Source organism: Clostridium sp. SGI.024, from assembly GCF_050315195.1.
Classification (GTDB): domain Bacteria; phylum Bacillota; class Clostridia; order Clostridiales; family Clostridiaceae; genus Clostridium.
The window spans coordinates 1-20,395 of sequence record NZ_JBNPON010000060.1 but is presented as its reverse complement, the minus strand read 5'-3'; the positions used below and the strand labels follow the sequence as shown (position 1 = coordinate 20,395).

General features: G+C 28.4%; 15 protein-coding genes and 1 rRNA gene. 12 read left to right on the top strand and 4 right to left on the bottom strand.

The features are described 5' to 3' along the window. Positions 1-74: 74 nt before the first annotated feature. The 5 genes from rrf (at position 75) to glgD (ACQRD5_RS13805) (ending at position 6,269) form a co-directional block, all read left to right on the top strand. A 5S ribosomal RNA gene (gene rrf / locus ACQRD5_RS13825) occupies positions 75-191 on the top strand. A 349-nt stretch (positions 192-540) separates the two neighbouring features. After that, a complete protein-coding gene (glgB, locus tag ACQRD5_RS13820; protein WP_294364324.1) occupies positions 541-2,508 on the top strand; it encodes a 1,4-alpha-glucan branching protein GlgB in 1,968 nt (655 codons plus the stop codon). Between the two features lie 2 nt (positions 2,509-2,510). Then, a complete protein-coding gene (glgA, locus tag ACQRD5_RS13815; protein WP_427746964.1) occupies positions 2,511-3,947 on the top strand; it encodes a glycogen synthase GlgA in 1,437 nt (478 codons plus the stop codon). Between the two features lie 44 nt (positions 3,948-3,991). Further along, positions 3,992-5,122, top strand: coding sequence for a glucose-1-phosphate adenylyltransferase (locus tag ACQRD5_RS13810; protein ID WP_294189258.1), 1,131 nt, complete (start codon positions 3,992-3,994; stop codon positions 5,120-5,122). A 25-nt stretch (positions 5,123-5,147) separates the two neighbouring features. Next, positions 5,148-6,269, top strand: coding sequence for a glucose-1-phosphate adenylyltransferase subunit GlgD (glgD, locus tag ACQRD5_RS13805; RefSeq protein WP_291630153.1), 1,122 nt, complete (start codon positions 5,148-5,150; stop codon positions 6,267-6,269). A gap of 125 nt (positions 6,270-6,394) precedes the next feature. Here the strand turns inward: glgD (ACQRD5_RS13805) and ACQRD5_RS13800 are convergent, their stop codons facing one another. Beyond that, a complete protein-coding gene (locus ACQRD5_RS13800; RefSeq protein ID WP_291630131.1) occupies positions 6,395-7,600 on the bottom strand; it encodes an ROK family transcriptional regulator in 1,206 nt (401 codons plus the stop codon). Between the two features lie 190 nt (positions 7,601-7,790). Here ACQRD5_RS13800 and ACQRD5_RS13795 point away from each other — a divergent pair, with 190 nt between their 5' ends. The 3 genes from ACQRD5_RS13795 (at position 7,791) to ACQRD5_RS13785 (ending at position 11,485) form a co-directional block, all read left to right on the top strand. After that, positions 7,791-9,071 carry a PTS sugar transporter subunit IIC gene (locus ACQRD5_RS13795; protein WP_291630133.1) on the top strand — a complete coding sequence of 427 codons (1,281 nt, stop codon included), beginning with the start codon at positions 7,791-7,793 and terminating at the stop codon, positions 9,069-9,071. Positions 9,072-9,084: 13 nt separating this feature from the next. Beyond that, positions 9,085-10,980 (top strand): DUF4838 domain-containing protein, encoded by a 1,896-nt coding sequence (locus tag ACQRD5_RS13790; protein ID WP_427746963.1) that lies wholly within the window; start codon positions 9,085-9,087, stop codon positions 10,978-10,980. A gap of 88 nt (positions 10,981-11,068) precedes the next feature. After that, on the top strand, positions 11,069-11,485 hold the full coding sequence (locus tag ACQRD5_RS13785; RefSeq protein ID WP_291630137.1) for a GNAT family N-acetyltransferase: 417 nt from the start codon (positions 11,069-11,071) through the stop codon (positions 11,483-11,485). A 113-nt stretch (positions 11,486-11,598) separates the two neighbouring features. Here ACQRD5_RS13785 and ACQRD5_RS13780 read toward each other — a convergent pair whose 3' ends face one another. The 3 genes from ACQRD5_RS13780 to ACQRD5_RS13770 form a co-directional block, all read right to left on the bottom strand. After that, the gene (locus ACQRD5_RS13780; protein ID WP_291630139.1) at positions 11,599-11,736 is read right to left on the bottom strand and encodes a hypothetical protein; all 138 of its coding nucleotides are present in this window, start codon (positions 11,734-11,736) and stop codon (positions 11,599-11,601) included. Between the two features lie 88 nt (positions 11,737-11,824). Then, on the bottom strand, positions 11,825-13,147 hold the full coding sequence (locus ACQRD5_RS13775; protein WP_427746962.1) for an ABC transporter permease subunit: 1,323 nt from the start codon (positions 13,145-13,147) through the stop codon (positions 11,825-11,827). Between the two features lie 2 nt (positions 13,148-13,149). Then, entirely contained in the window at positions 13,150-14,058 is a 909-nt protein-coding gene (locus tag ACQRD5_RS13770; RefSeq protein ID WP_427746961.1) for an ABC transporter ATP-binding protein, read from the bottom strand. A gap of 271 nt (positions 14,059-14,329) precedes the next feature. On the opposite strand from ACQRD5_RS13770, the gene glgB (ACQRD5_RS13765) reads away from it, so the two are divergent. From glgB (ACQRD5_RS13765) to glgD (ACQRD5_RS13750), 4 genes are read left to right on the top strand one after another with little or no spacing between them, the layout of a single operon-like run. Continuing rightward, positions 14,330-16,279 (top strand): 1,4-alpha-glucan branching protein GlgB, encoded by a 1,950-nt coding sequence (glgB, locus tag ACQRD5_RS13765; RefSeq protein WP_291630145.1) that lies wholly within the window; start codon positions 14,330-14,332, stop codon positions 16,277-16,279. Positions 16,280-16,281: 2 nt separating this feature from the next. Then, positions 16,282-17,727 (top strand): glycogen synthase GlgA, encoded by a 1,446-nt coding sequence (gene glgA / locus ACQRD5_RS13760; protein WP_427746960.1) that lies wholly within the window; start codon positions 16,282-16,284, stop codon positions 17,725-17,727. A 34-nt stretch (positions 17,728-17,761) separates the two neighbouring features. Continuing rightward, the gene (locus ACQRD5_RS13755) at positions 17,762-18,946 is read left to right on the top strand and encodes a glucose-1-phosphate adenylyltransferase (RefSeq protein WP_291630149.1); all 1,185 of its coding nucleotides are present in this window, start codon (positions 17,762-17,764) and stop codon (positions 18,944-18,946) included. Positions 18,947-18,960: 14 nt separating this feature from the next. Further along, positions 18,961-20,067: a glucose-1-phosphate adenylyltransferase subunit GlgD gene (glgD, locus tag ACQRD5_RS13750; protein WP_291630151.1), complete on the top strand. Its 1,107-nt coding sequence runs from the start codon at positions 18,961-18,963 to the stop codon at positions 20,065-20,067. Positions 20,068-20,395: the final 328 nt, after the last annotated feature.

Genomic DNA, 20,395 nt, shown 5'->3' with positions numbered 1-20,395 from the left:
TAAAAAGGAATACAAATTGCTTTAGCAATTTGCATAAGTTCCAGTATCCAAATTAAAATTTGGACTGTCACTTATCTGGTGATGATGGCGTAGAGGAAACACTTCTTCCCATTCCGAACAGGAAAGTTAAGCTCTACAGCGCCGATGGTACTGCATGGGGGACTGTGTGGGAGAGTAGGACGTTGCCAGGTTGTTGAAAGACTTAAGATAAATCTTAAGTCTTTTTTATTTTATAAACTCATTTTCTTTAGTATATAAGGATATAAATATTATATTCTAGCCACTTAGAGCTTAGGAGGTGGCAAGAATGTGATATCTATATCCTTTTTATTATGCTTGAAATTATAGAATTGTATTAAAATGGCTCTATAATTATTTTATTAGAATTAATGTTAAGGTTTTATAATAATTCTATAAATTGTTAATTTTTTTTGAATTTTATGGACTAATTTGAAATGAATAACTATGGGATGATATAATAAAAAAGAAAATATGTGATATTAATGGTAAAATTATGTTTATTTAAGGGGTGAGAATAGTATGGAATCAAAAAAAGTAGAAACAAATATAGCTAAGAACGGAAAGTTTAATAAAAAAGATATAAATTTATTCCATGAGGGAAGGAACTTTAAAAGTTATAGTTTCATGGGAGCACATTGCATTAGTGAAAATAGACGTAGAGGAGTAAGATTTACTACTTGGGCACCAAAAGCTTCAGAAGTATATGTAGTTGGAGATTTTTGTGAGTTTAAACCTTTGGAAGAATATAAAATGGAGAAGGTTAGTAAATCAGGATTATGGAGTTTATTTATACCTGGTATTAAAGCTGGAACTAGATATAAGTACTTTATTGTAAATAAGGACTCTGGAAATAAAAATTATAAAGCAGATCCTTACGCAATGTTTTCAGAGCTAAGACCTAATACTGCATCTATAGTTATTGAAGAATCTAAATTTAGATGGTCTGACAAAAAATGGTTAAATAAAAGAGAAAAAGAAAATATTTATAAATCTCCAGTTAATATATATGAGATGCATTTAGGGTCGTGGAAAAGAAATGATGGAGAGCTTTATACTTATAAAGAACTATGCAATGTATTGCCAGAATATTTAGTAGATATGGGATATACTCATGTAGAATTTATGCCTTTAACAGAACATCCACTAGATGCGTCTTGGGGATATCAAGGAACAGGATATTATTCAGTAACTAGCAGATATGGTAATCCAAAAGAATTAAAAGAGCTTATTAATGTTCTCCATAAAAATAATATAGGTGTAATTTTAGATTGGGTGCCAGGACATTTTTGTAAGGATGCTCATGGATTATACATGTTTGATGGAAGTCCAACTTATGAATACGAAGAGGGATGGAAAGCTGATAATAAAGGCTGGGGAACATCGAACTTTGACTTAGGAAGACCAGAAGTAAAAAGCTTTTTAATTTCAAATGCATTATTTTGGTTTAGAGAATTTCATATAGATGGATTAAGAGTTGATGCTGTATCCAACATGATATATTTAAATTATGGAAGACAGGAAGGCGAATGGAAGCCAAATAGATTTGGTGGAGATGGATGCTTAGAAGGTATAGAATTTTTGAAAGAATTAAATACAGCTGTATTTGCAGAATTTAAAAATATATTTATGATAGCAGAAGAATCAACTTCTTGGCCTAATGTTTGTAAACCAATAGAAGATGGTGGATTAGGATTTAATTTTAAATGGAATATGGGATGGATGAATGACACCTTAGAATATGTTGAAATGGATCCTATTTATAGAAAGTACCACCATAATAAGATGACATTTTCTATGATGTACAACTATTCAGAGAACTTTATATTACCAATATCTCATGATGAAGTAGTACATGGTAAGAAATCTTTACTAGATAAAATGTGGGGAGATTATTGGAATAAGTTTGCTGGATTAAGATTATATTTAGCATATATGATGGGGCATCCAGGTAAAAAGCTAACTTTCATGGGATATGAATTTGGACAATTCATAGAATGGAGAGAGTATGAGGAACTTGAATGGAAGTTAATAGATAATTTTGAAATGCATAAGAAAACTCAAGTATTCGCTAAGGAACTTAATAAGTTTTATAAAGAGAATAAGGCACTTTGGGAGTTAGATTATGATGTATCTGGATTTGAGTGGATAGATGCAGATAATTCAGCTCAAAGTATATTTACATTTGTAAGAAAGAGTAGTGACATAGATGATACTCTTATATTTGTATGTAATTTTACTCCTGTTGTTTATCATGACTTTAGAATTGGAGTACCATATAAAGGAGAATATACGGAAATATTTAATACTGATAGAGATATATATGGAGGTTCTAATCAAATAAATGCAGAAGTAATAACTTCTGATGATATTAAATATCATAACAAACCATATTCAATATCAATAAAAGTACCACCTATGGCAACATCAATATTTAAAATAACAAAATTAAACGAAGAGGAAAATAAAGAGGAAAATAAGGAGGAGTAGACTTGAAAGTTTTATTTGCTGCTTCAGAGGCTAGTCCATTTATAAAAACAGGTGGATTAGGTGATGTTATTGGGGCTCTTCCAGTAGCTTTAAAAGAGCTAGGTGTTGATGCAAGAGTTATAATTCCTAAATATAGAGATATTAGTGATGAAATAAAAAATAAACTAAAGTATATAAATAATTTTATAGTAAAGGTCGGATGGAGAAATCAATATTGTGGGATTTTTGAATATGATTATCAAGGGGTTAGGTTTTATTTAATAGACAATGAGTACTATTTTAAAAGAGGGGGCTTATACGGATATTATGATGATGGTGAAAAGTTTGCTTTCTTTAGTAGAGCTGTACTTGAGTTTTTAAAACAAAGTGATTGGACGCCTGATATACTTCATTGTAACGATTGGCAAACTGCTATGGTACCAGTACTTCATAAATTAGAATATATAAAGGATGAAAAGCTTAGGAATATGAAAACAATTCTTTCAATACACAATTTGTTTTTTAAAGGAATGTTTTCACCAGAAGTATTACCAGAACTTTTTGGCTATGACTATGAGCCATTCTTTAATGGAAGCTTAGAACATAATGGGGCAGTAAGCTTTTTAAAAGGTGGAATTAATTATGCTGATAGGGTAACTACTGTTAGCAAGAGTTATGCAGAAGAAATAAAAACACCACAGTATGGAGAACAACTGGATGGATTATTGAGATATAGAGGGGATTTTTTAAAGGGGATAGTTAACGGAATAGATTATAAAGAATATAATCCTGAAAGAGATAAATTTATTAAATATAAGTACAATACAAAATCTTTATTTAAAAAGGTGCGTAATAAAGAACAATTACAGAGAGAATTAAATCTACCTGTTAATAAAAACATTCCAATGATAGGAATGGTTTCAAGATTAACTCATCAAAAAGGCTGTGACCTAATTACTAGAGTTCTTGATGAATTATTAAAAGAAAATATTCAAGTAGTTATTCTTGGAACTGGAGATTATATGTACGAAGAAAGTTTTAAAAGCTTTGCTAGTAGGTATCCAAACAGGTTAAGTGCAAATATAAAATTTAGTAATGAGTTAGCTCATAAGATTTATGCTTCTTCAGATATGTTTTTTATGCCGTCTCTGTTTGAACCATGTGGACTTGGACAACTTATAGCACTAAGATATGGAAGTGTGCCTATAGTTAGAGAAACAGGGGGGTTAAGAGATACAGTAATTCCATACAATGAATATGATGAAACTGGAAATGGGTTTGGATTTAGGAATTATTCCAGTGAGGAGTTACTAAATACAACTAAGTATGCATTAAGAATTTTTAAAAATAAAAAAAGATGGGAAAAAATTGTTAAACAAGCTATGGAATGTGATAATAGTTGGAAAAAGTCAGCTAGAGAATATATAAGCTTATATAAGGATTTAATAAAAAGTAATTAACAAAAGGTATTGATAAAAAATTTGTATTAAAGAGAGGAAAGCAAATGGGAAGAAAAGAGATTGTTGCAATGATATTAGCAGGAGGACAAGGATCTAGGCTAGGAGTTTTGACTAAAGATATAGCAAAACCAGCTGTTCCGTTTGGAGGAAAATATAGAATTATAGATTTTCCTTTAAGTAATTGTTCTAATTCTGGAATTTATACTGTAGGAGTATTAACTCAATATAAGCCATTAGATTTAAATGCTTATATTGGAATTGGAGATCCATGGGATTTAGATAGACGTAATGGAGGAGTGACAATATTACCACCTTATCAAGGGGAGAAAGGTGGGGCTTGGTATAAGGGAACTGCTAATGCCATCTATCAAAATATTCAATTTATAGATAGATATGAGCCTGAATATGTTCTTATCTTATCAGGAGATCATATTTATAAAATGGATTATTATAAGATGTTAGATTTTCATAAAAGCCATAATGCAGACGCAACAATTGCAGTAATTAATGTACCTTTAGATGAAGCAAGTAGATTTGGAATTATGAATACTAATGAAGACAGTACTATTTATGAATTTGAAGAAAAACCTAAAAATCCAAAGAGTACTAATGCCTCAATGGGAGTCTATATATTTAAATGGTCAGTATTAAAAGAATACTTAATTCAAGATGAAATGGATAAGGATTCAAGCAATGACTTTGGAAAAAATATAATTCCTAAGATGCTGAATTCAGGAAGAAAGTTAGTTGCATATCCATTTAAAGGATATTGGAAGGATGTAGGAACAATAGAAAGCTTATGGGAAGCTAATATGGACCTATTAAAGATAGATAATGAATTGAATTTATATGATAGTGAATGGAAAATTTACTCTGATAATCAAATAAGACCTGCACAACATATAGGAGAAAAAGCTAAAATAGCAAATTCATTAATAGTAGAAGGTTGTATAGTCAACGGAGAAGTGGAAGATTCAATATTATCTCAAGGAGTAACTGTAGGAAAAAATACAATAATAAGAGATTCAGTAATAATGCCAAATGTAAAAATAGGAGATAATGTAACAATAGAGAGAGCTATAGTAGGTAATGATTCAATAATAAACAATGATTGTCATATTGGAGATGGAAAAGATATTAAAGTCGTTGGTGCATACCAATGTGTAATTAAATAGTTTAATTTTGGAGGAAATTATTATGATGAAAAATTGTTTAGGAATTATAAATTTAGATGAAAATAAAAGAAGAATGGATGAATTAGTTAGACATAGAACATTAGCAGCTGTTCCATTAGCAGCAAGATATAGAATAATAGACTTTGTACTTTCTAACATGTCTAATTCAGGAATAGAAGATATAGGAATCTTTACGGAAAATAAATCTAGATCTCTAGTTGAACATTTAACTAATGGTAGACCTTGGGATCTTAATAGAAAGAAAGATGGACTTAGAGTATTTAACTTTGGAGATAATGAACCAAATGTTGATGATATTCATAATTTTGCAGACAATATTAAATATATTGAAAATAGTAGAAAAGACTATGTAATAATTAGTCCTTCTTATATGATATGCAATATAAATTATAGAGAAGTAATGAAATATCATATAAAATCAGGGAATGATATAACTATTGTATATAAGAATGTGGATAATGCTAATAAGAGTTTTATAAAATGTGAAACAGTTAATATAAATGAAGATAATAGGGTTATTAGCATAGGGGAAAATATTGGAATAGAAGAAAATGCTAATATAAGTATGGAAATGTATATAATGAAAACAGATTTATTCATAGAGATAATACATGAATGCTTAAAGACAGGAAGATATAGAAAGTTCAAAAAATATGTAGAAAATAATTTGGATAAGTTAGTAGTAGGAGTATATGAATTTAAAGGATACTTATCATGCATTAACTCAACAAAATCATATTTTGATACAAATTTAGAATTATTAAATCAAAATAAATATAAGGAGCTATTCCATGGGGATAATCCTATTGTAACAAAATCTAAGGACGAGCCACCAACACAATATACAAAAAATAGTTTAGTAACTAATTCTATTATAGGAAATGGATCTTATATAGAAGGAGAAGTTAAAAATTGTATTATAGGAAGAAGAGTAATAATACAAAAAGGAGCTAAGCTTGAAAACTGTATTATATTAGATAATTCAGTTATTGGAACAAATGTTATGATGAGTAATGTAGTTGCTGATAAAAATTCATTAATTCCAGGAAACAGAGTAGTTAGAGGAACTGAACATAACCCAGTAACTATACAAATCAATGGAGAATATTATCGACAATCTATTTAGATAATTAAAATATAATTAATTTAGTAAGGAGCTGCCTAAACAGCTCCTTTATTAAATGTGTAGAATAAAGAAATTACACACCTTTACTATTTATTAAGTTAAATGCCAACAACTAAAAATTTAAATTATTGAGAGTAGTTAAGATTTTTAATAAAGAATGCAAAAGATGCTAAAGCGCACCCACCACGTGAGCCCCTAAAATTATCAAAGTTTGTAACCTCTATATTAAGGTCTATCTTGCTAGGAATAAACATCATCTGACTTTGAACAATATCAACAATTTGACTAGAAAACTCTTTATGACTAAGTAATTCACTATTTAAAAATATTTTATCTGCATCTCTCATTATTAAGGTATTTGAAATAGAAGTTCCAAGGAGTTCTATACCTAACTCTATATTTCTCTTAAAATAAGAATCCCCAAGTTTATAAGCAGCAATTATTGTTTGTAAAGAAATTTCTTCGCTATTCTTTACAAGATTACTTAAAATAGTGTTCGTTGAATTTTCAAAAAAGAATTTTGCATTTTTTATTAACCAAGATTCAGAGATATAAGTTTGAAGACATCCTTTTTTCCCACACTCACATTTTGGACCATTAATATCTACAACTGTATGTCCAATCTCTCCAATATAATAATTAGCTTTAATGCCTAAATTTGCTGAATCGAAGAAGGAACAAAATAAGCCATGTCCTACATGGAAAAATAAGAATTTATCAGGTGTATTTAAAGGATTAAAAAGATATTCTCCTAGAGCCATACATTCTATATTATTCTCCACAATAAAAGGAAAAGAAAAATGTTTTTTTATTTCAAATAAATTAAAATCCTTCCACATATCATTGTTTGAGATAATAGTTTCACTAGTTAAGTCAAAATGAGCAGGTATTGCAATCCCAGCTCCTAAAATCTTACTTGAATCAACTTTAGTAATAGAATTTTCGATTAAATTGATTATTTCATCATTTATATGGGTGATAGCATATTTATTAATATTTTTATAATCACGACTAATTACATTTCCAAGAATATCAGTTATGGTAACAAATATTCCTTTCATGTTAAATTCAACACCAAGTAAATAACCTATAGAATTGTTAAGGGTTAAGACCTTTCTTCTACGACCTGAGCCATTTACAAAACTAACCTCATCACCTGTTTCTTTAATCCAGTCTTTATTCATTAATTCGGCTACTATATTAGTAACAGCAGCTGGTGTTAAGCCTGTTGCTTGAGAGATTTCTATTCTTGAGGTTCTAGGATTTCTGTAGATAAATTCTAGAACAGAACTTACATTTTGAATGTATACTTCAGAATCTTTTTTGTACACAATAGCACCTCCATTTAAGTAAATGTGTTACTATTTTATATTTTACTCTAAGTTATAAAAAAATGGTAGTAATTTTAAATTATAAAAAATAAAAAAAGTATTGACAGAAAACGTTTATATGTTTATATTTAATTATAAAAAGAAAATAAAAATTAAAAATTAAAAAATAAAAAAGAAAGAGGTTATGGAAATGAAAGGGTTTTTAGAGTTCTTAGAAAGTAAACTAGCTCCATTAGGTGAAAAGGTTGGAAAGCAAAGGCATCTTAAAGCATTAAGAGAAGGTATTATGATGGCTATGCCATTAATCTTGATTGGTTCATTATTTGTTCTAGTTGCAAGTTTTCCTGTTGAATCATGGACAAATTGGCTTAAAAATCATTGGGGATTAGATGTTTTATTAAATACTATAGTAAACAATTCATTTGGGCTTATAGCTTTAATTACTGTATTTGGTGTTGCTTATAGGTTGTCAGAATCTTACGGAACAGATGGTCCATCAGCAGGTGTTTTAGCATTGGGAGCTTTCTTATTAGTAACTCCATCTATAAAAAGTGCTGAATCTGTTGCTGGCATACCTTATAATATGCTAGGTGGAAAAGGTTTATTTGCTGCAATTGTTGTAGGTATGATTGCTGCTGAAATTTATCGCTGGTTTATTCAAAAAAATATTACTATAAAAATGCCAGGAAATGTTCCTGATATAGTAAGTAAATCATTCTCTGCCCTTATTCCAGGAACAGTAATTCTTATATTTTTCGCAACAGTATTAAAGGTATTAGAAGTATTAGGACTAGGAAGTTTAAATGATGTCCTTTCAGTTGTAATTGGTAAACCTTTAGGACTTATAGCTGGAACTTTACCAGGAACTTTTGTAGCTGTATTTCTAAATTCTATTTTCTGGTTCTGTGGTGTAAACGGTGGACAAGTTGTCGGATCAGTAATGAATCCATTATGGCTTCAATATACAGATGCTAATCGTGTAGCTCTAGCAGCTGGAGAAGCACTACCAAATATTATTACTGCACCATTTATGGATTTATTTGTTTATATTGGTGGTGGTGGAGCTACAATTGGTTTAGCTTTATGTTTATTGTTCTTTAGTAAAAGTAAGGAGTATAAAACTTTAGGTAAAGTTTCAGGAATACCAGCTTTATTTAATATTAATACAGCAATTTTATTTACCTTCCCTACAGTTTTAAATCCAATAATGATTATTCCATTTATAACAGTTCCTATAATAAATGCTACAATAACATATTTAACAATGGCAATTGGACTTGTACCATTAACAACTGGAGTAACACTACCTTGGACAACACCTCCTATTATTGGTGGATTTCTTGCAACAGGAGGAAGTTGGCAAGGAGCAGTACTACAATTAATTCTAGTATTAATCTCATTTGCTATATACTTCCCATTTTTTAAAGCTGCTGATAAAAATAATTTAAATGTGGAAAAAATTGATAGTTAAAAGGGGGAGAAATATGAACTTAAAAGTTTGGTATAGTAAAGAAATTCAAAATAAATATTTTTTAGAAACAGAAGTTGATTATTACTTTAATAAAATCTTTGGAATTTCAATATTAGAAGAAAATGATAAAGAAAAATCAGATATTCAATTAATTATTGATAAAGATCTTAATTCTATAGCTACAGATACAATAAAAATTGATTTTTTTAATGGTAGAGGTTCGATTTCTTCTAACTCACAAGTAGGATTATTAATAGGTATTTATCGTTTCTTCTCAGAATTTGGAGTAAGATATTTAAGGCCTGGTAGGGAAAATGAATTAATTATAGATAGAACATATGAAGAATTTATAAATAAAAAAATATATATTTATGAAAAGGCTTGCTTTGATCACAGAGGAGTATGTATTGAAGGTGCAGATTCTTATGAGAATGTGAAAAACTTTATTGATTGGTTACCTAAAATAGGAATGAATAGTTTCTTTATACAATTTGAGAATCCTTACTCATTCTTTAAACGTTGGTATGAGCATGAGTTTAATCCATATATTGAAAAAGAAGCATTTGATAATGAAATTGCCCAAAAGATGAGTGATAGTATAGATAAAGAAATGAATGCAAGGGGAATTGTACATCATAGAGTTGGGCATGGATGGACTGGAGAGGTTCTAGGTTATTCTTCTAAATATGGATGGGAATCTGGATTAACTTTACCAGAAGAAAAGAAACCTTTAGTTGCTGAATTAAATGGTAAAAGAGAATTGTTTAATACAGCACCTATATTAACAAGTTTAGATTTTGCAAATCCAGAAGTAGCAGAAAAAATGGTTACTATAATTGTAGATTATGCAAAAAATAGAAAGGATGTTGACTATTTACATGTTTGGCTTTCAGATGCAAGAAACAATATATGTGAGTGTGAAGAATGTCAAAAAGAAATTCCGTCTGACCAATATGTAAAAATTTTAAACAAATTAGATGAAGAGTTATCTAAGGCAGGATTATCTACTAAAATTTGTTTTTTACTATATCATGAATTATTATTTGCACCTCAAAAGGAAAAAATAAAGAACCCAGGAAGATTTACAATGATGTTTGCACCAATTACAAGAACTTTTGAGATGAGTTATGCAGATGTAGATTATGAAAATGGAGTTCCAAATCCTAAGCCATATAAAAGAAACAGTATTGTATTGCCAAATTCCTTAGAAGAAAATCTTTCATATTTATTTGATTGGCAAAAATCATTTAAAGGAGATAGCTTTGTTTATGATTATCCATTAGGGCGTGCTCATTATGGAGATTTAGGATATATGAAAATTAGTAAAGTTATTTACAGGGATATTAAATTCCTACAAAAGTTGAATTTAAATGGTTACATTAGTTGTCAGGAACTTAGAGCTGGTTTCCCTCACAATTTCCCTAATTATGTTATGGGTAAAATGCTTTGGAACAATAGTTTGGATTATGAAGAACTAAAGAAAGAGTATTTTAGCAACATGTATGGAGAAAATTGGGAAGAAGTAACTAAATATTTAGAGGGACTTTCAGAATTCTCTTCTTGTGATTACTTTAATGCTATTGGTGATAGAATTAATGAAAGATTGTCATTGAAGTATAAAGTTTCATATAATCTAGCAAATGAATTTTTACATAATATTGAAGAGAATTGTATAAATACAAAAGGTTTAGTAAAAAATCAGTGGAAACAGCTAGGATATCATAGAGAGTATGTAATTAAATTGACTAGTGCCCTTAATTTATTAAGTGAAGGTAAAAATAGGCATGCTCAGCTTGCTTGGAGGAATTTCTTAGATTATATAAGAAGAAGCGAAATGTCAGTACAACAAAATTTAGATGTTTATAGAGTAATTGAGGTAGCAAAAAATTATACAGGATTTTTATTATAGAATATAAGGCATCATTTTTGATGCCTTATACTTTAATTAATTTAAAGAAGGGTATATTCATATAACTCTGAATAGAAGGTGTATATAATTGATTATTAATTATGATTTAATAAAAAATGAACAAATTCTAGATAACATATTACTTGAAGAGTTGAAAGCTAAAACAGGAAGAGATTCAAGGGAAGAGAAGATAATATCATTAGCATCAATTGTTGATGGAAATTATGCAGGAGGAATTCTTGGGGAGATTACTTTTGAAACCTGTTATATTAAATATTTGGGAACAAAGAATGAATATCGTGGAAGAGGTATTGGGTCGGAGTTAATTTATAGTTTAGAAGAAGAATTAATAAAATTAGGAGTAAAAAAAGTATATCTTACCACTCAAGATTATCAGGCAAAAAATTTCTATTTAAAAATGAAATATGAAATTATTAGTGAAATAAAGAACGTTCCATTTGGAGGAACAACGCGATATATTTTTATAAAGAATTTATCTGAATAGAGTTGATTTATTTGGATATAAATAAAAAATATTAATAAAGGAGATGTCGTAGCATCTCCTTTATTAAAAATATTGATATATTATCTAATGGTACTTATATTAATTAAAACTTATTATTTATTTAATACAAGACCCTTACTTCTTATACAAGTACATTCTTTAGCTTCTGTTGTGTGTAGACATTGGTACTTTACTTTTTTAGGAGCCAATATTTCTTTAGGCTTCTTATTAGTGTTTTCTTGTGAACTCATTTTTTACACTCCTTTAAAATAGTTAATTATATGGATATTATATATTAATAAATATTAATTATCAATAGAGCTGCTATATGGATAAGCTTTAAAAAGAAAAAGTTATCAACAATAATCTTATTTTTGTAATGGATTTGTTGATAACTTTTTTTGAATGTGGATAAATTATTATAAAATCTATAATAATTAAATTAAAATATCTTTTTTTTGAAAAGTTAATATGTGAGACTATATAAGCAATAATTGATGTTATAGTCATGCAAATTAGTCCGTTCATTATTGTTAAATTTGTATTTTGATACATTAGTGGAAGAGAAGAATTTATAACACTACCAGCATCAGCATATGTTGTGAATAAGAAATGGCTATAGTCTCTTAAAGTGCCTATTGCTTGTGCTCCAATAGTTAAAAACATAGTTAATATAACTGAGACTGCCATAGATATCATACTACTTTTAAAAATAGTTGAAATCATAAATACCACTGAACAAGCTGTTGCTATAAATATAATTTGATATCCAATACTTCTTAAAATAAATTCATTATTAGTTACCATTTTTGATGTGTTAGGAACTTGTTCTAAAATCATTTCTTGTGAATTTTGATCAAATTGTTTTTCGTATTTTTGTTCAATTCTAACTGGATAATTTGATACTTCTGTATTACTAGTAATATTAACTATTGCCATACCTGCAAGTTGAGGAAGAACTATTAATGAAGTTACTGTTACTAAAGAAACAATAAATTTTGAAAATAATATTTTTCCTCTTTTAACGGGTTGCACAAGTAAGAATTTTAAAGTGGCAGGGGTACATTCCCCTGAAACCATATCACTCATAAATACAGCTATTCCAGCAATTAATAAGCCAAATCTAAAAAAACTACCTAAGTTTCTAAAGAAATTAGCTTCAGTATATTCCCAGCCCTGTAAAGGCATAATATTATTATCCCTTAAATATTTATAATCCTCTAATTCTTGTTTTGACTGTGCATACCATCTTTTATTCCATTCATTAATTCCATTTTCCTCATAGCTTTCTACTTTAATTTCCAGATCTTTAATTGTTTGTTCTAAATCTTTCTTCCATGACTCTTCAGAAATTCCGTTTTTAATTATTTCCTTATTATCTTCAATTTGATTTAATAGATTTTTCTCTATTTCCTTTGAGCTATTAAGCCAATTTTGATCTTCATCAGCCTCAGCTCTTTTTATGTCATTTCTTATATATGTTAATTGTTCTTCAGCTTGTTTTATTTGATATTCTGGAGATATCCACTCTCGCATAGTTTGATCATTCTTCCATGTACCAAAAATATTTATGCCAACTAGGGCAATGAATAATGTGAAAACTATCCAGGTCTTAGGTCTCTTAAATATTTTTATAAATTCGTTTTTTATTAGAGATAACATAATTATCTTATATCTCCTTCAACTAATTCCATATATCTTTGTTCTAGGCCTTTTCTAATTTTATAGACTTCTTCAATATTATAATTTCTGCTAACAAGGTGTTTGATTAAATTTGAAGTTTTGTTTGATAATAATATAATTTCAATTCCATCATCTGATTTTCTTACAGAATTAACATACTCAATCTTTTTTAATTCATTTAAATCTATTTCTTCATTAAGATTTAAGCAGATTATGTCAGTGTCAGTTTCCATTGATTCATTTACTACATTTTCTACAGATTTAATTGTTCCATGATTAATAAAGGCAACTCTATCACATAAGTGTTGTACTTCGGATAAGATGTGTGAAGATTTGAATACAGCCATTCCCTTTTCTTTAGCAGCTTTTTTAACTATTTCTCTAAAATCTAAAATACCAGATGGATCTAATCCGTTAGTAGGCTCATCTAAAATTAATAGTTTTGGTTTAGATAAAAGAGAGGCAGCAAGACCTAGACGCTGTTTCATTCCTAAGGAATACTTTTTTACTTTATCATCAATTCTATCCTCTAGACCAACTAGTTTTATAGTTTCATTAACATCTTCCTTTGAAATATTTCTAATTCTAGCTATTTGCATTAAATTTTCTCTTCCTGATAAATACTTATATAATTCTGGATTTTCAACAACTGCTCCCACTTCTCTTAATGCTTTTTCAGTATCATTTTTCAAGTCATGACCACAAATAGAGATGCTACCTTCATTAGGATGAATGAGCCCAACTAGCATTCTTATTGTGGTTGTTTTACCAGCACCATTTGGACCTAAGAATCCAAATATTTCCCCTTCTTCAATTGAAAATGATATATTCTTAATTATTTCTCTTTTTCCAAGAGTTTTTTTTAGATTAGTTACTTCTAAAACTTTCAATTTTACCCCTCCTACGATATATTCTATAAATAATTCTAGAGATAAAAGCTTAATTTTATAATAGTAGAAACCTTAATATATACTTAATAAAATCTTAATTAAAATCTATTAATTAATTATTTTGACAATTAGTAATTTATTACTTTGTAAATAAAAGGCGAAAAATAACAAAAAGTACCATTAAGAGTATCATAGAATACATGGAAAATAATGTAAATAAATGGTATAATGTTTTTCGATGGATTATGTTAAGTTTAAGGGAGTGATTAGAATGACACAGATGGTAAGAAATGATTTGCAAAATGAAGTATTTAATAAAGAAGATATTGAATTATTCCATAATGGGAAAAATATTTCTAGTTATAACTTTATGGGAGCTCATCTTAAAAGTGAAAACAGGAGAAGAGGAACTAGGTTTACAACCTGGGCACCTAATGCTTCAGAAGTATATGTTGTTGGAGATTTTTGTGATTTTAAGCCTTTAGAAGAATATAAAATGATAAAAATAAACAATAAAGGATTATGGAGTTTATTTGTTCCAGGTATAAGAGAGGGAATGAAATATAAGTATTATATTATAAATAAGTATAATGAAGAAGGAAAATACAAGGCTGATCCATATGCTATATATTCTGAACTTAGGCCAAATACTGCTTCAATAGTATTAGGAGAAAGTAATTTTAGATGGTCTGATAAAAAGTGGATAAATAAAAGAGATAATGTAAAAATTTTAGAGGAAGCTGTTAACATATATGAAATGCATTTAGGGTCATGGAAAAAGAAAGAAGGAAAGTTCTTAACTTATAAGGAGCTAAGTGATTATTTACCTAAATATTTAACTGAAATGGGATATACTCATGTAGAATTTATGCCTCTAACAGAACATCCACTAGATGCTTCTTGGGGATATCAAAGTACAGGATATTATTCTGTAACTAGTAGATATGGAAATCCAAAAGAACTTAAAGAGTTGATTAATGAGCTTCATAAAAATAATATAGGTATAATTTTGGATTGGGTACCAGGGCATTTTTGTAGAGATGAACATGGATTATATATGTTTGATGGAAGTCCTACATATGAATATGCTGAGAAGTGGAGAGCTGATAATAAGGGATGGGGAACTTCTAATTTTGATTTAGGAAGAGCAGAAGTAAAAAGTTTTTTAATTTCTAATGCATTCTTTTGGTTAAAAGAATTTCATATAGATGGATTAAGAGTGGATGCTGTTTCAAATATACTTTACTTAAATTATGGACGAGATGTGGGGGAGTGGAAGCCTAATATATATGGTGGAAATAGCTCCTTAGAAGGAATACAATTCTTAAAAGACCTAAATTTGTATATAAATAAAAACTTTAACAATGTAGTTATGATAGCAGAGGAATCAACTTCTTGGCCTAATGTTACTAAACCAATAGAAGAAGGAGGTTTAGGCTTTAATTTTAAGTGGAATATGGGATGGATGAATGATACCTTGAAATATATAGAGTTAGATCCCATTTATAGGAGATATCATCATAATAATGTAACTTTTTCTATGATTTATAATTACTCTGAAAATTTTATACTACCTATATCTCATGATGAAGTAGTACATGGGAAAAAATCCATAGTTGATAAAATGTGGGGAGATTATTGGAATAAATTTGCTAGTTTAAGACTATATTTAGCATATATGATTGGTCATCCAGGTAAAAAATTAACTTTTATGGGATGTGAATTTGCTCAATTTATTGAATGGAGAGAATATGAAGAATTAGAATGGAAACTAATTGATAACTTTAAGATGCATAAGGATACTCAATATTTTGTAAAGAAAATAAATAATTTTTATAAGGAAAATAAAGCACTTTGGGAACTGGATTATGATAATTTAGGTTTTGAATGGATAGATTCAAACAATTCAGCTCAAAGTATTCTTACTTTTATTAGAAGAGGAAAGCATATTAAAGATACATTGATTTTTATATGTAACTTCACTCCTGTTGTTTATTATGATTTTAGAATTGGAGTTCCATATAAAGCTGTATATGAAGAGGTATTTAATACAGATGCCATTGAATTTGGAGGTTCTAATCAAGTTAATAAATCCATAATAATTTCAGATGAAATTAAATGTCATAATAGGGCAAATTCAATATCTATAAAAGTACCACCTATGGCCACATCTATATTTAAAATTTTTGAAATAGAAGATGTAGAGGGTAAGGAGGAATAAGTTTGAAGGTTTTATTTGTGGCATCAGAAGCTAATCCATTTATAAAAACTGGTGGATTAGGTGATGTAATTGGATCATTACCAATGGCATTAAAAGAATTGGGTGAAGAAGTAAGAGTAGTAATTCCTAATTATAGAGACATTAACAAGGATATTAAAACTAGTTTAAAGTATGTATCTAATTTTACTGTTAAGGTTGGTTGGAGAGTACAATATTGTGGAGTATTTGAGTATGAATATGAAGGAGTTAAATTTTATTTATTAGATAATGAGTATTATTTTAAAAGAAGTGGATTATATGGATATTATGATGATGGTGAAAAATTTGCGTTTTTTAGTAGGGCAGTCCTTGAATTTTTAAAGCATATAGACTGGAACCCAGATATTATTCATTGTAATGATTGGCAAACAGCAATGGTTCCAGTACTGCATAAATTAGAATATAAAAGGGAAGAAAAATTCAAACATATAAAAACAGTTTTTTCAATCCATAATTTATTCTTTAAAGGAATGTTTTCGCCTGATGTTTTGCCAGAACTATTTGGTTATGATTATGATCCTTTTTTAAATGGAACTTTAGAACATAATGGATCAATAAGTTTTATAAAAGGTGCTATTAATTATTCAGATAAAGTTACAACTGTTAGTAAGACCTATGCAAAGGAAATAAAAACACCTGATTATGGGGAAGGGTTAGATGGATTATTACAATATAGGGGAATGTTTTTAGAGGGGATAGTTAATGGTATAGATTATAAAGAATATAATCCTAATACGGATAAATATATATATATAAATTATGACATTGAAACAATAGATAATAAAAAATTAAATAAAGAAGAACTTCAAAAAGAACTTAATTTACCTATAGATAAGGAAATTCCAATGATAGGATTGGTTTCTAGATTAACACATCAAAAAGGTTGTGATTTAATTGTTAGGATTTTAGGCGAATTATTAAAAGAGGATATTCAAGTCGTTATAGTTGGTACTGGTGACTATATATATGAAGAAAGTTTTAAGAGTTTTAATTTGAGATATCCAGAGAAAATAAGTACAAATATAAGATTTAGCAATGAATTAGCTCATAAGGTATATGCTGCCTCTGATATGTTTTTAATGCCATCTTTATTTGAACCTTGTGGTCTTGGTCAGCTTATTGCACTTAGATATGGAAGTATTCCAATAGTAAGAGAAACTGGTGGATTAAAGGATACTGTAATACCTTATAACGAATATACAGAAGAGGGAAATGGATTTGGATTTAGAAATTATTCTCAAGATGAGCTACTAAATACAATTAGATATTCATTAAATATTTTTAAAGATAAGAATAGATGGAATAAAATAATTGAGAATTCTATGAAAACAGATAATAGTTGGGAAAAGTCTGCAAAAGAATATTTAAGAATATATGAGGAATTATTAAGAGATAAGGTGCAAATATAATAAATAATATTTAGGTGTGAGAGAGGGATGAGTGATGGGGAGAAAAGAAGTTGTTGCAATGATTTTAGCTGGTGGACAAGGATCCAGACTTGGAGTTTTAACTAAGAATATAGCCAAACCAGCAGTTCCATTTGGAGGTAAGTATAGGATTATAGATTTTCCTTTAAGTAATTGCTCTAATTCAGGCATATATACTGTTGGAGTATTAACTCAATATAAACCTTTGGATTTAAATAATCATATTGGAATTGGAGACCCTTGGGATTTAGACAGGCGTGATGGAGGAGTATCTATATTACCACCTTATCAAGAAGAGAAGGGTGGAGATTGGTATAAGGGAACTGCAAATGCAATTTATCAAAATATTGAATTTGTAGATAGGTATGATCCAGAATATGTACTTATTTTATCAGGAGACCATATTTATAAGATGGATTATTATAAAATGTTAGATTTTCATAAGGAAAATAATTCTGATGTAACTATTGCAGTTATAGATGTTCCAATAGAAGAGGCAAGTAGGTTTGGAATCATGAATACTAGGGCAGATAACTCTATATATGAATTTGAAGAAAAACCTAGTATTCCTAAGAGTACAAATGCATCTATGGGAATATATATTTTTAATTGGTCTGTTTTGAAAAGATATTTAAGAGAGGATGAAATGGATACAAAATCAGATAACGATTTTGGGAAAAATATAATACCTAGTATGCTTAATAATGGTAAAAAATTAATGGCTTATTCATTTGAGGGATATTGGAAAGATGTGGGAACAATTCAAAGTTTGTGGGAAGCTAATATGGATTTACTAAAGCTAGATAATAAATTGAATTTATATGATAGAGAATGGAAGATATATTCACAAAATGAAGTAAGGCCAGCTCATTATATAGGAGAGAATGCTAAAATAATTAATTCTCTTATTGTTGAAGGATGTATTATAAATGGAAAAATAGAAAATTCCGTTTTATCTCAAGGAGTGTATGTTGGAAAAAACACAGTGATAATTGATTCTGTAATAATGCCTAATGTAAAAATAGGAGATAACGTTAGAATAGAAAAAGCTATTATAGGAAATAATGCCATAATAAATCATGGTTGCCGAATTAAAAATGATAATGACATAGAGGTTATTGGAGCTTATCAATACGTAATTAATAAAGTTAATTTTAATTATAGGGAAATTTCGGAAAATAATGAAGTCATTAATATGTAAGGAGGGAGAAGATAATGAAAAACTGCTTAGGAATTATTAATTTAGATGAAAATGAAAGTAGAATGGGAGAATTGGTTAGATACAGAACATTAGCTTCAGTACCTCTTTCAGCAAGATATAGAATAATAGATTTTGTTTTATCTAATATGGCTAATTCTGGAATAGAGAGTATAGGAATTTTTACTGAAAACAAATCAAGATCATTAATAAATCATTTAACAAATGGAAGGCCATGGGATCTTCATAGAAAAAGAGATGGACTTAGAGTATTTAATTTTGGCGATTATCATCCAAGTGTTGATGATGTCCATAATTTTTCTGAAAATATAGAGTTTATAGAGCATAGCAGAAAGGAATATGTACTTATAGCTCCATCTTATATGATTTGTAACATAGATTATATTGATGCATTAAGATATCATATAAAATCTAGCAATGATGTTACAATCATTTATAAGAATATATACAATGCAAATCAAAGTTTTTTTGAGTGTGAAATACTTAATATTGATGATGATAATAGAATAATAAGTATAGGTAAAAATATTGGTAGAGAAAAAGATGCGAAAATAAATATGGAAATGTATATAATGAAAACTGATTTGTTTCTAAGCATTATACATGATTGTGTAAGGAATGGAATTCATAAGAAGATTAAAGGATATATAGCCGATAATTTAAGGAATTTAAAGGTTGGCGCTTTTGAGTTTGATGGATATTTATCATGTATTAATTCAATAAAGTCTTATTTTGACACCAATTTAGATATCTTAAATCAAAATATTAATAAGGAGTTATTTTATAACAACAAGCCTATTTACACTAAGTCTCAGGATGAACCACCAACTTTATATACAAAAGTTAGTTTAGTATCAAATTCAATAGTTGCTAATGGATCTTATATTGATGGAGAAATAAAAAACTGTATTATAGGAAGACATGTAAAAATTGAAAAAGGAGCAAAACTTAAAAATTGTATTATAATGCAAAGTTCTATTATAAAATCTAATGTAGTTATGAATAATGTTATAGCAGACAAGGGGACTGTGGTAAAGACTAATAAAATAGTTATTGGAACAGATGAGTACCCTGTAACAATACAAAGAAGAAAAGTATTGTAGTTATTTAGTATTTAGAAGGGGTGATATATTAGTGATATTTATGTATTTTCTTTTATACACCTCTTTAAAAGCATATTTAAATTTAATATCAAATGTACCAGGTGTATCAATAGTAGTAATATGTAGAAATATGAAGAAAGATATAGAATTATAAATATATTTAATAATTTTTATGTAGTTATATAAAAATTATTACTATGTTAAGTGGTAAGATAAGTTTCGTTCCCGAGAGAAACATCTCAAAGGAAAAGCTACTGAAAAGATTTTTTAGAAAAAAGTATTGACAATAAAATCTTAAAGTAGTAAGATGTATGAGTCGCTTGAGGGT

Bases quoted from the DNA above. Each gene is read 5' to 3' on its own strand.
- ACQRD5_RS13795 (WP_291630133.1), top strand. From the start codon at position 7,791: ATGAAAGGGTTTTTAGAGTTCTTAGAAAGTAAACTAGCTCCATTAGGT.
- ACQRD5_RS13775 (WP_427746962.1), bottom strand. From the start codon at position 13,147: ATGTTATCTCTAATAAAAAACGAATTTATAAAAATATTTAAGAGACCT.
- glgD (WP_291630151.1), top strand. From the start codon at position 18,961: ATGAAAAACTGCTTAGGAATTATTAATTTAGATGAAAATGAAAGTAGA.
- ACQRD5_RS13810 (WP_294189258.1), top strand. From the start codon at position 3,992: ATGGGAAGAAAAGAGATTGTTGCAATGATATTAGCAGGAGGACAAGGA.
- ACQRD5_RS13790 (WP_427746963.1), top strand. From the start codon at position 9,085: ATGAACTTAAAAGTTTGGTATAGTAAAGAAATTCAAAATAAATATTTT.
- glgD (WP_291630153.1), top strand. From the start codon at position 5,148: ATGAAAAATTGTTTAGGAATTATAAATTTAGATGAAAATAAAAGAAGA.
- ACQRD5_RS13780 (WP_291630139.1), bottom strand. From the start codon at position 11,736: ATGAGTTCACAAGAAAACACTAATAAGAAGCCTAAAGAAATATTGGCT.
- glgB (WP_291630145.1), top strand. From the start codon at position 14,330: ATGACACAGATGGTAAGAAATGATTTGCAAAATGAAGTATTTAATAAA.
- ACQRD5_RS13755 (WP_291630149.1), top strand. From the start codon at position 17,762: ATGGGGAGAAAAGAAGTTGTTGCAATGATTTTAGCTGGTGGACAAGGA.
- glgB (WP_294364324.1), top strand. From the start codon at position 541: ATGGAATCAAAAAAAGTAGAAACAAATATAGCTAAGAACGGAAAGTTT.